Source organism: Gemmobacter sp. (genome assembly GCF_016792925.1).
Taxonomy (GTDB): Bacteria; Pseudomonadota; Alphaproteobacteria; order Rhodobacterales; family Rhodobacteraceae; genus Gemmobacter.
Map to the genome: position 1 here is coordinate 1 of NZ_JAEULU010000135.1, position 15609 is coordinate 15609.

The window sequence follows — 15609 nt, forward strand, 5'->3', positions numbered from 1 at the left end:
TTCGTCCTTGTAAAACATAAGTTTTCCCCTCAAATTCCGTTCCGAGGCCGAAAATGAAAAGTGTGGTGTCCTTCTCAAAACGGTTTTGGAACGCGATTGGATAGCAATCAGACAGCAATCAACGCAACCCCTACTTAAGAGAGTGCCACCATCCATGCCACCTGAAAACCCTGTAATTATTGCCCTTGGCGCAAATCTGCCGTGGCAGGAAATGCCCCCGGCCGTGCTGTTGCGCGCAGCCCTGGACCGGCTGGCCGAAGCGGGGTTGCCGCCTGTGGTTGTGAGCCGGTTCTATGCCACGCCCTGCTTCCCGGCCGGGGCCGGGCCGGATTATGTGAATGCGGCGGCGGTGCTGGACGCGGGCGCACGGGATGCCGCGGCGGTTCTGGCGCTGTTGCATGCGGTGGAGGCCGCGTTCGGGCGGGCCAGGGTGCAGCGTTGGTCCGGGCGCACGCTGGATCTGGACCTGCTGGCCATGGGCGCGCAGCTGCTGCCCGACGCGGCGGGGCAGGCGGCCTGGCGCGATCTGCCCCCGGATGCGCAGGCCCGGCAGGCGCCCGACCGGCTGATCCTGCCGCATCCGCGCCTGCAAGACCGCGCCTTCGTGCTGGTTCCGCTGGCAGAGATTGCCCCGGACTGGCGGCACCCCGCCCTCGGGCAGACGGTGGCCGAGATGCTGGCGGCCCTGCCCGCCGGGGATGTGGCAGAGGTCAAACCCCTGTGATGCGGGGCTTTTGCTGATTCCGGTCTTGTCAAGGGTCTTGTCGCCCTATAGAGAGGCGGTTCCATACCCATCCGCTACTGGAGAGTCCCATGGCCCGCGTGACGGTCGAAGATTGCGTTGACAAGGTGCCGAACCGGTTCGAGCTGGTGATGCTGGCCGCCCATCGGGCGCGCGAGATCCAGTCGGGCTCGCCGCTGACGGTGGAGCGTGACAATGACAAGAACCCCGTCGTCTCGCTGCGCGAGATCGCCGAGGAAACCCAGTCGGCCGATGCGCTGCGCGAGCGCATGATCGAAAGCTATCAGACCCAGATCGAGGTCGACGAGCCGGAAGAAGACCAGATGGCGCTGCTCATGGGCAATGGCGATGCGGTGGACCGCCCCGCCAGCGACGACATGAGCGAAGAAAAGATGCTGCGCGCCTTGATGGAAGCGCAGGGCGACCGCTGATGCGGCAGGCGGGCAGGGCATGATCGACGTCGAAGACCTCATTGCCCTGATCCGCAACTACAATCCGCGCACCAATGCCGATCTGATCCGGCGCGCCTATACCTATGGCAAGCAGATGCATGAGGGGCAGTTCCGCAAGTCGGGCGAGCCCTATTTCACGCATCCGGTGGCCGTGGCCGCCATCCTGACCGAGCAGCGGCTGGATGATGCCACGCTGGTCACCGCGCTTCTGCATGACACGATCGAAGACACCAAGGCCAGCTATACCGATGTCGCCCTCGAGTTCGGCGAGGAGGTGGCAGAGCTGGTCGATGGCGTCACCAAGCTGACCAATCTGCAACTGACCTCGACCGAATCGAAACAGGCCGAGAATTTCCGCAAGCTGTTCGTCGCCATGTCGCGCGATCTGCGGGTGATCCTGGTCAAGCTGGCCGACCGTCTGCACAATATGCGCACGATCAAGTCGATGCGCCCGGAAAAGCAGGCCCAGAAAGCCCGCGAAACCATGGAGATCTATGCGCCGCTGGCGGGCCGCATGGGGATGCAATGGATGCGCGAGGAGCTGGAGGATCTGGCCTTCCGCGTGCTGAACCCCGACGCGCGCAATTCGATCATCCGGCGGTTCATCACCTTGCAGCGCGAGGCGGGCGATGTGGTCCACAAGATCACCGCCGACATCCGGCACGAGCTGGAAAAGGCCGGGATCGACGCCGATGTCTATGGCCGGGCCAAGAAACCCTACAGCGTCTGGCGCAAGATGCAGGAGAAGGATCTGGCGTTCTCGCGCCTGTCCGACATTTACGGCTTCCGCGTGATCACGGCCAATGTGGCCGATTGCTATCGCGTGCTGGGGGTGATCCATCAACGCTGGCTGGCGGTGCCGGGCCGGTTCAAGGATTACATCAGCCAGCCGAAATCCAACGGCTATCGCTCGATCCACACCACGGTTTCGGGGCGTGACGGCAAGCGGGTGGAGGTGCAGGTGCGCACCCGCCAGATGCATGAGGTCAACGAATCGGGGGTGGCGGCGCATTGGTCCTATCGCGAGGGCGTGCGGGTGCAGAACCCCTTCGCCATCGACCCGGCCAAATGGGTGACCAGCCTGACCGAGCGCCTCGGCTCGGAGGATACCGACGATTTCATGGAGAATGTGAAGCTGGAAATGTACACCGATCAGGTGTTCTGCTTCACCCCCAAGGGCGATGTGATCCAGCTGCCGCGCGGCGCCACGCCGCTGGATTTCGCCTATGCCATCCACACACGGATCGGCAATTCCACCGTCTCGGCCAAGGTGGACGGCATCCGCGTGCCGCTGTGGACCCGGCTGAAAAACGGCCAGAGCATCGAGATCATCACGGCAGAGGGCCAGCGCCCGCAGGCCAGCTGGATCGACATCGTGGTGACGGGCCGCGCCAAAGCGGCCATTCGTCGCAGCCTGCGCGAGGAAGACCGCGGCCGCTTCATCAAGCTGGGGCAGGAACTGGCCCGCGCGGCCTTCGATCACGCGGGCAAAAAGGCCACCGACAAGGCGCTGCGCACCGCCGCGCGGATGCTGGCCTTGCCCGACGAGATGGAGCTGCTGGCACAGCTGGGCTCGGCCGAGCTGACGGCGCGCAAGGTGATCGAGGTGCTATACCCCGAGCTGCAAGTGGCCGTGCCCGAGGAAGTTGACGCGCAACGCCCTGTTCTGGGCCTTGGGGCCGATCAGAATTTCGTGCGCGCGCCCTGCTGCCAGCCGGTGCCGGGCGAGCGGATCGTGGGCATCACCCATCGCGGTCAGGGCGTGATTGCCCATGCCATCGACTGCCCCGCCCTTGCGGAATATGAGGAACAGCCCGAACGCTGGGTCGACCTGCGCTGGCAGGCCGGGCGCCATGCCGCGATCCATACGGTGCGGCTGGAACTCACCATCGCCAATGACGCAGGCGTGCTGGGGCGCATCTGCACCTTGATCGGCGAGCAGAAGGCCAATATCTCGGACCTGCATTTCCTCGACCGGAAACCGGATTTTTACAAACTGGTGGTGGATGTGGATCTGCGCGACCTGGAGCATCTTCACATGGTGATGACCGCTCTGGAGGCGGAAACCGATGTCGCGCAAATCGCGCGGCGCCGTGACCTCAGCCGCAAACCCTGAGGGGCGCGCGGGGCGGGCGGGGGAGAGAACGTGGTATTCAAACGGCGCGACAAGCGCAGCTACGCACAGCTGGCTCGGGATATCATCTATCCCAAGGGGGGCATTCGCCGCTCGGTCCGCTATGTGCTGCACCGCATGACGCGCCTGCCCGATGAGCCGCATCGCATCGCGCGCGGGGTGGCGGCGGGCACTTTCGTGAATTTCCCGCCGGTCTATATGGTGCAGATGCTGTCGGCGGCGGGGCTGGCCTATGTCATGCGCGGCAATATCATTGCGGCGCTGCTGGCCACTTTCATCTCCAACCCGCTGACGACGCCGTTTCTGGCGATGGGCTGCCTCAAGCTGGGGCATTGGATGCTGGGCATCGAGCGCCCGCTGACCTTCGGCGAGGTGCTGAGCGCCTTTGCCGATGCCGGTGCGCAGCTTTGGCACAACTTCCTGGCGATGTTCACCGATCAGGTGGCGCAATGGGACAAGCTGATCGACTTTTTCTGGTTCCTGTTCTGGCCCTATACCATCGGCTCCATCATCCCCGGCATTCTGGCCAGCATCGCGACCTATTACATGACCATCCCGCTGGTGCATGCCTATCAGAAGCTGCGCGCCTCGCGGATGAGTGAACGCAGCGAGAAACGCCGCGCGACGCGCGCCCGGCTGGCGGGGCGCAACGCGGCGTCTGGTAGCAGCGCGCCGGGTGCTTCGGGGGGTGACGAGCCGCCCGCGACGCCGTAAGGTCGCGCAGGAACTCGATTTGCGGGGTGCATCATGCACAGACAGCGGCTTGGCGTGAACATCGACCATGTGGCAACCGTTCGGAATGCCCGCGGCTCTGATTGGCCCGATCCGCTGCGCGCCGCCTTGCTGGCCGAGGCGGCGGGGGCCGATGGCATCACCGCACATCTGCGCGAGGATCGCCGCCATATCCGCGATGCCGATATGGAGGCGCTGCGGGCCGGGATTGGCATTCCGCTGAATTTTGAATGCGCCGCAACCGACGAAATGGCCCGCATCGCGCTGCGGCTGAAGCCCCATGCGGTTTGTCTGGTGCCCGAGCGGCGCGAGGAGCGCACGACCGAGGGGGGCCTCGATGTGGCGGGCGATCTGGCGCGGCTGACCGATTACATCGCGCCGCTGCGGGCGGCGGGCTGCCGCGTCAGCATGTTCATCGGCCATGACCCGCGCCAGATCGCGGCCTCGGCCCGGATCGGCGCGGCGGTGGTCGAATTGCATACCGGCCATTATTCCGACCTGCATGCCGAGGGCCTTCTGGCCGAGGCGGAGGCCGAGCTGGCCGCCCTGCGGGAGGGCGCGCGGCTGGCGGCCTCGCTGGGCTTGGAGGTTCACGCCGGCCATGGCCTCACCTTCGAGAATGTGGCGCCGATTGCCGCCATTCCCGAGGTGATGGAGCTGAATATCGGCCATTTCCTGATCGGCGAGGCGATTTATCTTGGCCTCGGCCCCGCCATCGAGGAAATGCGGCGGCGCATGGATGCGGCGCGCGCGGGCGCATGATCCTCGGCATCGGCAGCGATCTGGCCAATATCGAACGCATCGCCGCCGTGCTGGAGCGGCATGGCGACCGTTTCCGCAACCGCGTTTTCACCCCGGTCGAACAGGCCCGGGCGGAAGCCAGGCCGATGGCCGTGGCCGCGACCTATGCTACAAGATGGGCGGCGAAAGAGGCCTGTTCCAAGGCGCTTGGCACGGGGCTGCGCATGGGCATCGCCTGGCGTGACATGGCGGTCAGCAATCTGCGCAGCGGCCAGCCGGTGATGCAGCTGACGGGTTGGGCGGCGGCGCGCCTGCTTGCCATGACGCCGCCGGATCATGAGGCGCTGGTGCATGTGACCCTGACCGATGATCACCCTTGGGCGCAGGCTTTCGTGGTGATCGAGGCGCGGCCACTTGGCGGGCTTTCGGCGGTGCAAACTTGACTCCGCGCCGGTGGACGCGCATGAAGCGCGGCAATGACCGCTGAGCGAGGCAATGATGGCTGCGACGGAAAAAACGGGCGATACGATCTGGGATTGGGGCAAGACCATTGCCTGGGCTCTGGTCATCGCGGGCGTGCTGCGCAGCCTGTTCTTCCAGCCCTTCTGGATTCCGTCGGAATCCATGAAGGACACGTTGCTGATCGGCGATTTTCTGTTCGTGAACAAGATGGCCTATGGCTATTCGCGCTATTCCTGCCCGTTCTCGGCCTGTCCCATCGAGGGCCGGATCTGGGCCGCCGAGCCCGAGCGCGGCGATGTGGTCGTGTTCCGCCATCCGGTGAACGGCTCGGATTTCATCAAGCGCTTGATCGGCCTGCCGGGCGATACAATCCAGATGAAGAATGGCATCCTGTGGATCAACGGCCAGGAAGTGCCGCAGACCCCGGCAGGGCAATTCGAGGAAATCTATGAGCCGCAGGGCCCAATGGGCAACCTGCCGCGCTGCGAAAACGGGCCGGTGGGGCAGGGCGGGCTTTGCACGCGAACCCGCGCCATCGAGACCCTGCCGAATGGCCGCAAACATGCCGTGCTGAACATCGACACCAATGGCTATGGCGACAATACCGATGTTTTCACCGTGCCGCCGGGCCATTATTTCTTCATGGGCGACAATCGCGACAATTCGACCGACAGCCGCTACAGCCAGGCCGTCGGCGGTGTGGGGATGTTGCCCGCCGAATATCTGATCGGCCGCGCGGACCGCATCGTTTTCTCCTCTGCCGGGAAATCCATGTTGTTTTTCTGGACCTGGCGGTCTGACCGTTTCTTCAAGGCCATCGAGTGAAACTGGCGGCTGATCTTATCGCCTTTCAGGGCCGGGTGGGGCATCGGTTCGCCAACCCGGAGCTGCTGGTGCGGGCTGTCACCCATGCGTCGATCTCGGCGCCGACCCGACCGGACAATCAGCGGCTGGAGTTTCTGGGCGACCGCGTGCTGGGTCTGGTGATGGCCGAGACCCTTCTGGCCGCCGATGAGGGCGCTGCGGAAGGCCAGCTGGCCCCACGTTTCAACGCGCTGGTCCGCAAGGAAACCTGTGCGGATGTGGCGCGGGCGGTGGGTTTGGGCGACGTGCTGAAACTTGGCCGGTCCGAGATGATGTCGGGCGGGCGCCGCAAGGAGGCCTTGCTGGGCGATGCGATGGAAGCGGTGATCGCCGCCGTCTATCTGGATGCCGGGTTTGAGGCCGCACGCGCGCTGGTGCTGCGGCTTTGGGGCGGGCGGATCGGGGCCGTGGAGGCCGATGCGCGCGACGCCAAGACCGCGCTTCAGGAATGGGCGCAGGCGCGCGGCCAGACGCCGCCAAGCTATACGGCGCTCGGGCGCGAAGGCCCCGATCACCAGCCGGTTTTCACGGTGGAGGTCCGGCTGGCCTCGGGCGAGACTGAACAGGCCCGTGCGGGCACGAAACGCGCGGCGGAGCAATCCGCTGCCAAGGCGCTGTTGGCGCGGATGGAGGGCCGGAATGGCTGAGCAGGACGCAGTGCAGCATGCAGGTTTCGTGGCCTTGATCGGGGAGCCCAATGCGGGCAAATCCACGTTGCTCAACCGGATGGTCGGGGCGAAAGTGTCGATCGTCACGCATAAGGTGCAAACCACGCGCGCGCGGATTCGGGGCGTCTGCATGGAGGGTGCCGCCCAGATCGTGTTCGTCGATACGCCCGGTTTGTTCCGTCCGCGTCGTCGCCTGGATCGCGCGATGGTCGCAGCCGCTTGGGGCGGGGCGGCAGATGCCGACATCGTGGTGCTGCTGGTCGAGGCGCATCGCGGGCTGACCGAGGGTGTGCAAAACATCCTCGACGCGTTGAAAGAACGCGGCGCAAACCAGAAAATTGCTTTGGCGATCAACAAGATCGACAGGGTCAAAGCTGAAAGCCTTCTGGCGCTGAGCCAGGCGCTGAACACGGCATTTCCCTTTGTCGAGACCTTCATGATTTCTGCCGAACGTGGTTACGGTGTGGACAAGCTGCGTGAATGGCTGGCCGGCGAGCTGCCGGTGGGGCCGTGGTTCTACCCCGAGGATCAGATCGCCGACCTGCCGATGCGCATGATCGCAGCCGAGGTTACGCGCGAGAAGTTGACGCTTCGTTTACACGAGGAGTTGCCCTATCAGCTGACCGTCGAAACCGAGAAATGGGAAGACCGCCCCGACGGCTCGACCCGCATCGACCAGATTGTTTACGTCGCGCGCGATGGCCACAAGGGTATCCTGCTGGGGCATAAGGGCGAGACCATCAAGGCCGTCGGTCAGGCTGCGCGGGCGGATCTGATGGAATTTCTGGATCGCCCGGTGCATCTGTTCCTTCAGGTCAAGGTGCGCCCGAACTGGCTGGATGAGCCTGACCGCTATTCAGAAATGGGCCTTGATTTCAAGGATGGCGATTGAGCGCGCGGCTTGCCAGCGGGCTTTGGGTTTCGGCCTATCTCGCGCGGTTGCGTCTGGCAGATATTCCGGCTTATGTGACGGCCAAGGGCGATGCGACGGCGGGCGCCGTCGTGGTGAAATGCGCAACGCTGGACGGTTGCGCGCGGGCTTGGCAGCGCAGCTATGATTTCGCCACAGATCGGCGGATCTGGGTTTTGCTGGCGGAAGGCCCCGAGGCAGAGGTTGACATTTCGGTCACCCGGGCGCGGACGTCTGACCGCGATCTCTGGGTGATCGAGCTGGAAGATCGGGCGGGGCGCAACCTGCTGGACGAGCCGGGCCTTGAGTAACCAGATCTTCATCTCTTGCCGACAGACTTGCCGCAACGGATAATGCGGCATGGAGTGGCGGGATGAAGGCACGCTGATCACCTCGCGCCCTTTTGGCGAGACATCGGCAGTCATTGAGGTTTTCACCGCAGCGCATGGGCTGCATGCCGGGGTGGTGCGGGGCGGCGCCTCCCGCAAGGTGGCTGCGGTTTTGCAACCGGGCAGCCAGATCGAGGTCGGCTGGCGGGCGCGGCTGGATGAGCATCTGGGCAGTTTCACGGTCGAGCCGCGGTTCAGCCGGGCCGCCTTGCTGGGCGATCCTCTTGGCTTGGCAGGGTTGAACGCGGTTTGCGCGATGCTGCGCTTTGCCCTGCCCGAGCGGAGCGCTTATCCGCTGCTTTATACCCGCACCCAGACGCTTTTGGCGCAGGTGGAGGCGAAGGCCGCTGAAGGCTGGCTGCCAGAATATCTGCGGTGGGAAGTGCTGTTGCTGGAGGAATGCGGCTTTGCGCTGGATCTGTCGCGCTGTGCGGTGACGGGCCAGCGCGAGGAGTTGCGCTTTGTCAGCCCGCGCACCGGGCGGGCGGTCAGCCAGCAAGGCGCCGGTGAATGGGCCTCGCGCCTGCTGCCGCTGCCCTTGGGCCTGTTGGGGCAGGGGGGGATGACTCTGGCCGAGCTTTCTCAGGGCTTTGCCATCACCGGGCATTTCCTGTTGCGCGAGCTTTCGGCCCTGCGGGGGCGCAGCGCCTTGCCGCAGGCGCGCGGGCGACTGCTGGACCTGGCATTGTGCTCACCGCCTGAGTGACGCCTGTTGGCGACGCAATCTGTCGGCCCCGAGCAAGACCCGGGCCGACAAAGGCTACTTACTGGGCTGAGGGAGACCTTGATGCACCAGTATGAAATTCCGGTCCGGCAAAGCCGGGTTGCGCCCCGGATCGAGGCTTTTGCCATGCTGGCGGGGCTGGAGGCGGCGGTGCGGGGCCTCCTGATTTCAGTGATGCCGCTGGCCATGTACGAGGCCTCCGGTTCTGCCGAGGCGGTCAGTCAGAGCTATTTTCTGGCTGGGCTCGGCTCGCTGGTCTGGGGGTTGATGGTGCCTTGGGCCACCAGTTTCGTGCCACGCCGCTGGATGTATAGCCTGGGCTGCGGGCTCTATCTTGCGGCCATGGTCCTTGCGATGTTGCCGCAGGCGGCGCTGATGCCGGTGGCCTTGCTGTGCATGGTGCTGGCGACCGCGACCTGTTTTGTGTGCTTCAATGCCTATGTGCTGGATTATGTCGCGCGGCATGATCTGGGGCGCACGCAGAGCCTTCAGATGTTTTATGCTGCGGCGCCTTGGGCGATCGGGCCGGTTGCAGGAGTTTGGCTGCGGGATTTGTGGCGACCACTGCCCTTTCTGCTGGCCATGGGGTTTGCGCTGGCGTTGCTGGGCGTGTTCTGGTGGCTGCGACTGGGCAATGGCAGGCAGATCCAGCGCGCGCGCGGCCCGGCCGTCAACCCGCTGGCCTATCTTGGCCGGTTCTTGCGCCAGCCAAGGCTGATCGCGGGCTGGTTGTTCGCGGTGCTGCGCAGCTGTGGCTGGTGGGTCTATGTCGTTTACCTGCCGATCTTTTGCATCGAGGGCGGGTTGGGCGACAAGCTGGGCGGGGTGGCCCTGTCGCTCTCCAATGCCATGCTGTTTCTGACCCCGCTGTTTCTGCGGTTGGTGCATCGCATCACCGTTCGCCGGGCGGTGCGATGGGCCTTTGCGCATTGCGCAATCCTGTTCTGCGCGGCGGGATTGCTGTCGGGCCTGCCGGTGATCACGGTGGCCTGCCTGATGCTGGGGTCCATCGGCCTTGTGATGCTGGATACGGCGGGCGGCCTGCCCTTCATGCTATCGGTCAAACCGTCAGAGCGGGTCGAGATGGCGGCGGTATATTCCAGTTTCCGGGATGTATCCGGCATTCTCACGCCCGGTGCCGCCTGGGCCGTGCTGCTGGTGGCGCCCATTGCGGGGGTGTTTGTCGCCAGCGGCCTCGGCTTTGCGGCGGCCTTTGGCATGGCGGGACAACTGCACCCCCGCCTCGGCACGGCGCGGCCGTCGCGAGGCGGGGGCTGAGGCCTGCCGGGGGCCATCCGGCAGGCCGCTCTCAATCCAGCAGGCGGCGGGCAATCACCTGCGCCTGAATTTCTGCGGCCCCCTCAAAGATGTTCAGGATGCGGGCGTCACAGAGAATGCGACTGATCTGGTATTCCAGTGCGAAACCATTGCCACCATGGATTTGCAGCGCATTGTCGGCGCTCGCCCAGGCAACGCGGGCGCCCAACAGTTTCGCCATGCCGGCCTCCAGATCGCAGCGCTTGTCATGGTCTTTCTGCCAGGCGCTGAAATAGGTCAGCTGCCGGGCGATCATGATTTCCACCGCCATCAGCGCCAGTTTGGAGGCGATGCGCGGAAACTCGATCAGCGATTTGCCGAATTGCTTGCGCTCCTCGGCATAGCGCATGCCGGTTTCCAGCGCAGATTGCGCCACGCCAATGGCGCGGGCGCCGGTCTGGATGCGTGCCGATTCAAAGGTTTGCATCAACTGCTTGAAGCCTTGGCCTTCAACGCCGCCCAGCAAGTTTTCGCCCTTCACCTTGAAGCCGTCAAAACCCAGCTCGTATTCCTTCATGCCGCGATAGCCCAACACCTCGATCTCGCCGCCGGTCATGCCGGGCGTCGGGAAGGGGGTCTCGTCGGTGCCGGGGGTCTTTTCGGCCAGGAACATCGACAGGCCGCGCCAGTCGGTGGTGTTCGGATCGGTGCGCGCCAGCAGGGTCATCACATGGGTGCGCGCGGCATGGGTGATCCAGGTCTTGTTGCCGGTCACCTCCCAATCCTCGCCCTGTTTCACCGCGCGGGTGCGCAGCGAGCCGAGGTCCGAGCCTGTGTTCGGCTCGGTGAACACGGCGGTGGGCAGGATTTCGCCGCTGGCGAGCTTGGGCAGCCAATGCGCCTTTTGCTCGGGCGTGCCGCCGCACAGGATCAGCTCGGCTGCGATTTCGCTGCGCGTGCCCAGCGAACCCACACCGATATAGCCGCGCGACAGTTCCTCCGAGACCACAACCATCGAGGCCTTGGACAGGCCGAAACCACCGAATTCCTCGGGAATGGTCAGCCCGAAGACGCCCATTTCCGCAAGGGATTCAATGATCTCCATCGGGATCAGCTCATCCTTCAGATGCCAGTCATGGGCGAAGGGGATCACGCGTTCCTCGGCAAAGCGGCGGAACTGGTCCCGGATCATCTCCAGCTCTTCATCCAGGCCGGTGGCGCCAAAGGTGGCACGGCCTTGATTGTCGCGCATGCAGGCGACCAGCGCGGCACGGGCGCCGGGCGTATTGCCTGCGGCGATCAGGGTCGCCGCCTCGGCGCCGGGGGTCCAGCTCAGGCCAAGATCGGAAAGCCGCGCAGTTTCGGTCTGCGACATCGGGATGCCGCCTGCCACCTGCGCCAGATATTCCCCGAAGCCGATTTGCAGGATCAGACTTTCCATCTGCCCCAGATGGCCCTGATCGGCCAACCGCCCGGCCCAGGCGTTCAGCTGCCGCAATGCCTCGGTATAGGTGGCCAGCCAGCTGAGCGTATGGGCCGCATATTGCTCGGCCTCCAGCGCCGCGGCGGAGATTTTGCCGCCTTGGGTGACCCGGGTGCGCAGCGCCTCGCGGGCCTCGACAAACAGCGCCTCGACCTCGGGCAGGGCGGCGGCGGTCAGCGCGGGGAGGCCCGACAAAAGCGGCGAAGCGGGCGCGGTCTGTCCATCATGCGGCATGGCGATTCCTCGGATTCTGCGGATGCGAAATAGCTAAACCCTTCGCAGTTGCAGCGCAAGAAAAATTCAAACAAATGCCATCTGACGTATCAAAGTGTCGCAGTGAATTTGTCGCCGCAAAAGCAAAGGCCCCGGGTCTGCACCCGAGGCCTTTCATCTGTTCCCAAATATCCTGGGGGTCCGGGGGCAAAGCCCCCGGCGGTCACCCGATGGCGGCAGCCTTCACATCTGCGTCGATGAAGGGCACATATTGGCCAAAGTTTTCGGCAAACATGCTGACCAGCTTTTGCGCCTGCGCGTCATAGGCGGCCTTGTCGGCCCAGGTTTCGCGCGGGTTCAGCAAGGTGGAATCCACACCCGGCACCGAGACCGGCACTTCAAAGCCGAAATTCGGGTCTTTGCGGAATTCGACCTTGGTGAGCGAGCCATCCAGCGCCGCCGTCAGCAGGGCGCGGGTGGCCTTGATCGGCATGCGCTTGCCGGTGCCATGCTTGCCGCCGGTCCAGCCGGTGTTCACCAGCCAGCATTCAGCGCCGGTCGCGGCGATTTTCTCTTGCAGCAACTTGCCATAAACTTCCGGCCGGCGCGGCATGAAGGGCGCGCCAAAGCAGGTCGAGAAGGTCGGCGTCGGTTCGGTCACGCCGCGCTCGGTGCCCGGGGTTTTCGAGGTGAAGCCCGACAGGAAGTGATACATCGCCTGCGCCGGGGTCAGCCGCGCGATGGGGGGCAGCACGCCAAAGGCATCGCAGGTCAGCATGATGACGTTCTTCGGCTGGCCGCCAAGCCCGTTATCCGAAGCATTCGAGATATAATCCAGCGGATAGGCGCAGCGCATGTTCTGCGTCAGGCTGGCATCATCGAAATCCAGCTCCAGCGTCTCGGGGTCATACACCATGTTTTCGATCACGGTGCCGAAACGCGTGGTGGTGCCATAGATCTCCGGCTCGGCCTCGGCCGACAAGTTGATCGTCTTGGCGTAGCAGCCCCCTTCAAAGTTGAAGATGCCGTTTTCAGCCCAGCCATGCTCGTCATCGCCGATCAGGATGCGCGAGGGATCGGCCGAAAGCGTGGTCTTGCCGGTGCCCGAGAGGCCGAAGAACACCGCCGAATCCTCAGGGTTCCCAATGGCATGGTTGGCCGAGCAATGCATCGCCATCACGCCTTTTTCCGGCAGGATGTAGTTCAGCAGGGTAAAGACCGATTTCTTGTTCTCGCCCGCATATTGTGTATTGGCGATCAGGATCAGCTTCTTTTCAAAGTTCAGCGCAATCACCGTCTCGGTGCGGCAGCCATGCTTGGCCGGATCGGCCTTGAAGCTGGGGCAGTTGATGATGGTGAATTCCGGCGCAAAGCTGTCCAGCTCCTCGCGCGCCGGGCGGCGCAGCAGGTGGCGGATGAACAGGCCATGCCAGGCCAGCTCGGTCACCACGCGCACATCCAGACGATGCGCCGGATCGGCGCCCGCATACAGATCCTGCACGAAATAATCGCCGCCCTTCATATGCTCCAGCATGTCGGCATGCAGGCGGTCGAAGGCGTCGGGCGCCATCGGGGCATTGTTTTCCCACCAGATCGTGTTTTCCACGGCGGGGGTGCGCACAACGAATTTGTCCTTGGGCGAGCGGCCGGTGAACTGGCCGGTGCTGCACAGGAACGCACCGCCGCGCCCCAGACGCCCCTCGCCGCGACGCACCGCCGCTTCGACAAGCGCCGGTTCGATATCGTTGTAATAGACGTTGCCCAGACCGCTGATGCCCTGGGTTTCGAGGGTGTGGCGGGGGTTCACGCGTCCATGCGTCATGTGCTGGCTCTCCGGTGCCGCGCGGGCGCGGCGTCTTTCGGTTCACATCGGCGGCCCGGGCCTGGGGCGACCGGTCGGCCCTGAAAGGTGGGGCGACAAGCGCCCTATAACACGTCGCTTTTGCAAGGGAATAGCGCCGTTTCAGGCCGTTAGCGCAACCACGCAAGGTTTAGCGCAACCATCTGTCGCAGCTTTGGCGCTGTGAGACATATTAGCCATTCTTTGAGGATTTCCGCGTCTTCTGGAGGAGGCTTCCAAGGGTGATTCGCGATTTGGTATTGATTCTTGAGCCGGGAAAATCGACAATGTTTGCAAAACCAGAACAATGAGCAGTGCAGGATCACAGGAATGTCCAGGATCGCCCTCGTGGACGACGACAGGAATATCCTGACGTCGGTATCTATGACCCTCGAAGCCGAAGGCTTTGAGGTTGAGACTTATAATGATGGTCAATCGGCTCTGGACGCGTTCAATCGCCGCCTGCCCGATATGGCTGTCCTCGACATCAAGATGCCCCGGATGGATGGCATGGATCTGTTGCAGCGGCTGCGGCAGAAAACCACCATGCCGGTGATCTTCCTCACCTCGAAAGATGACGAGATCGATGAGGTTCTGGGCCTGCGGATGGGCGCGGACGACTATGTGAAAAAGCCCTTCAGCCAGCGCCTGCTGGTGGAGCGCATCCGGGCCTTGCTGCGGCGGCAGGAGGCCATGGTCTCGGGCGAGACGGCGGTGACCGAAGAGACCAAGATCATGGAGCGTGGCCAGCTGCGCATGGACCCGCTGCGCCATGCCGTCGCCTGGAAAGGCGTCGATGTCTCGCTGACCGTGACCGAGTTCCTGTTGCTGCAAGCCCTGGCGCAGCGCCCGGGCATCGTGAAAAGCCGCGATCAGCTGATGGATGTGGCCTATGACGATCAGGTCTATGTCGATGACCGCACGATCGACAGCCATATCAAGCGCTTGCGCAAGAAGATGCGCGCGGCAGACCCTGATTTCTCGGCCATCGAAACGCTTTACGGCATCGGCTACCGCTACAACGAGGAGTGACGGCCGGCATGACCGTCGCGCAACGTATCAGGACCAAGGATGCAGAGCCGGCCCGCAAGGGCGAGGTTGTGCTGGGTGAGGATTGGGTCAGCCCCGAGGCGCTGGCTGAACAGGAGTTGCGCGCAGGCAAGGCGCGGCGCGGTATCGTGGCGCTGAACCACTCGCCCTTGGCCCGCAAGATCGTCATCTTCAACATGATGGCGATTGTGGTCATGGTGGCGGGGGTCCTGTTTCTGAACCCGTTCCGGGACAGCCTTGTGCTTCAGCGCGAGCAAGGCCTGATCACCGAGGCCGAGCTGGTGGCGGATGTATTCCAGTCGCGGCTTCAGGGCGGCATGGATCTGGCCGAGGCGCCCGCCCTGCTGGGGCAGGTGGCGCTAGGGCCGGGGGTTGACGTGCGGGTTTACGATGCGGGGGGCGCGATGATCGCCGCCGGTCGGGGCGCGGCGCGGCCCAGCCTGCAAAAAGAGCGTTCGACCCTGATCACCGATTTCCTCAATGCCATCTGGGAGGGCGTGTCCGGGCTGCTTGCCGGGCGCGATCCGGTTGCAGGTCAGCCTGACAGTGGCGCCCTCGCCCGGGATCTGGTGCCGACGGCACTGGCGGGCAACACCACGGTGAACACCGCGCATGAACCGGAGGGCGGGACGGTCTTTTCGGTGGCGGCCCCGATTCAGGCCGAAGGGCAGGTGGTGGGCGTGATCACCATGACCTCCGCCGAGGGCGAGATCGACCGGCTGGTGCGCTATGAGCGCGAACAGGTCTTGCAGATGTTCGTCATCGCCCTTCTGGTGTCCATCGGCCTCAGCCTCGTGCTGGCCTCGACCATCGCCAATCCTTTGTCCGATCTGGCGGCCGCGGCCGAGCTGGGGCGGGACCGCGACGCCCGCAAGATGGCGCCGGGGCGGGTGCGGATCCCGGATCTGACCGCGCGCCCGGATGAGATCGGGCGCCTGTCAGTCGCCA

16 protein-coding genes are annotated in these 15609 nt (G+C 64.3%); 14 read left to right on the forward strand and 2 right to left on the reverse strand.

Going from position 1 to position 15609, the window contains the following annotated elements; genetic code table 11:
- Positions 1-154 precede the first annotated feature (154 nt).
- The 12 genes from folK (at position 155) to JNN06_RS06750 (ending at position 10096) form a co-directional block, all read left to right on the forward strand.
- Positions 155-724, forward strand: a complete 570-nt coding sequence (gene folK, locus JNN06_RS06695; RefSeq protein WP_291238819.1) for a 2-amino-4-hydroxy-6-hydroxymethyldihydropteridine diphosphokinase — start codon at positions 155-157, stop codon at positions 722-724.
- A gap of 89 nt (positions 725-813) precedes the next feature.
- On the forward strand, positions 814-1173 hold the full coding sequence (rpoZ, locus tag JNN06_RS06700) for a DNA-directed RNA polymerase subunit omega (protein WP_291238820.1): 360 nt from the start codon (positions 814-816) through the stop codon (positions 1171-1173).
- Between the two features lie 19 nt (positions 1174-1192).
- Positions 1193-3310 (forward strand): bifunctional (p)ppGpp synthetase/guanosine-3',5'-bis(diphosphate) 3'-pyrophosphohydrolase, encoded by a 2118-nt coding sequence (locus JNN06_RS06705; protein ID WP_291238821.1) that lies wholly within the window; start codon positions 1193-1195, stop codon positions 3308-3310.
- Positions 3311-3340: 30 nt separating this feature from the next.
- On the forward strand, positions 3341-4042 hold the full coding sequence (locus JNN06_RS06710; protein WP_291238822.1) for a DUF2062 domain-containing protein: 702 nt from the start codon (positions 3341-3343) through the stop codon (positions 4040-4042).
- A 33-nt stretch (positions 4043-4075) separates the two neighbouring features.
- A complete protein-coding gene (locus JNN06_RS06715) occupies positions 4076-4822 on the forward strand; it encodes a pyridoxine 5'-phosphate synthase (RefSeq protein WP_291238823.1) in 747 nt (248 codons plus the stop codon).
- Complete coding sequence (acpS, locus tag JNN06_RS06720; protein WP_291238824.1) at positions 4819-5244, forward strand: holo-ACP synthase; 426 nt, start codon at positions 4819-4821, stop codon at positions 5242-5244. Before JNN06_RS06715 ends, acpS begins: the two co-directional genes overlap by 4 nt.
- Before the next feature lie 55 nt (positions 5245-5299).
- Positions 5300-6088 carry a signal peptidase I gene (lepB, locus tag JNN06_RS06725; protein WP_291238825.1) on the forward strand — a complete coding sequence of 263 codons (789 nt, stop codon included), beginning with the start codon at positions 5300-5302 and terminating at the stop codon, positions 6086-6088.
- On the forward strand, positions 6085-6774 hold the full coding sequence (gene rnc / locus JNN06_RS06730) for a ribonuclease III (RefSeq protein ID WP_291238826.1): 690 nt from the start codon (positions 6085-6087) through the stop codon (positions 6772-6774). The genes lepB and rnc overlap by 4 nt, the downstream gene beginning before the upstream one ends.
- A complete protein-coding gene (gene era / locus JNN06_RS06735; protein WP_291238827.1) occupies positions 6767-7687 on the forward strand; it encodes a GTPase Era in 921 nt (306 codons plus the stop codon). Before rnc ends, era begins: the two co-directional genes overlap by 8 nt.
- Positions 7684-8016 (forward strand): DUF1491 family protein, encoded by a 333-nt coding sequence (locus JNN06_RS06740; protein WP_291238828.1) that lies wholly within the window; start codon positions 7684-7686, stop codon positions 8014-8016. Before era ends, JNN06_RS06740 begins: the two co-directional genes overlap by 4 nt.
- A 49-nt stretch (positions 8017-8065) precedes the next feature.
- Positions 8066-8800 carry a DNA repair protein RecO gene (gene recO, locus JNN06_RS06745; RefSeq protein ID WP_291238829.1) on the forward strand — a complete coding sequence of 245 codons (735 nt, stop codon included), beginning with the start codon at positions 8066-8068 and terminating at the stop codon, positions 8798-8800.
- Between the two features lie 81 nt (positions 8801-8881).
- Complete coding sequence (locus JNN06_RS06750) at positions 8882-10096, forward strand: MFS transporter (RefSeq protein ID WP_291238830.1); 1215 nt, start codon at positions 8882-8884, stop codon at positions 10094-10096.
- 31 nt (positions 10097-10127) lie between these two features.
- On the opposite strand, the gene JNN06_RS06755 is transcribed toward JNN06_RS06750, so the two are convergent.
- On the reverse strand, positions 10128-11792 hold the full coding sequence (locus JNN06_RS06755) for an acyl-CoA dehydrogenase family protein (protein WP_291238831.1): 1665 nt from the start codon (positions 11790-11792) through the stop codon (positions 10128-10130).
- Positions 11793-11994: 202 nt separating this feature from the next.
- Entirely contained in the window at positions 11995-13593 is a 1599-nt protein-coding gene (locus JNN06_RS06760) for a phosphoenolpyruvate carboxykinase (protein WP_291238832.1), read from the reverse strand.
- Between the two features lie 348 nt (positions 13594-13941).
- Between JNN06_RS06760 and JNN06_RS06765 the strand changes: the two genes are divergently transcribed.
- The gene (locus JNN06_RS06765; protein WP_291238833.1) at positions 13942-14643 is read left to right on the forward strand and encodes a response regulator transcription factor; all 702 of its coding nucleotides are present in this window, start codon (positions 13942-13944) and stop codon (positions 14641-14643) included.
- A gap of 8 nt (positions 14644-14651) precedes the next feature.
- Positions 14652-15609 (forward strand): sensor N-terminal transmembrane domain-containing protein (locus JNN06_RS06770; protein ID WP_291238834.1); only part of this gene is annotated, 958 nt, incomplete at its 3' end.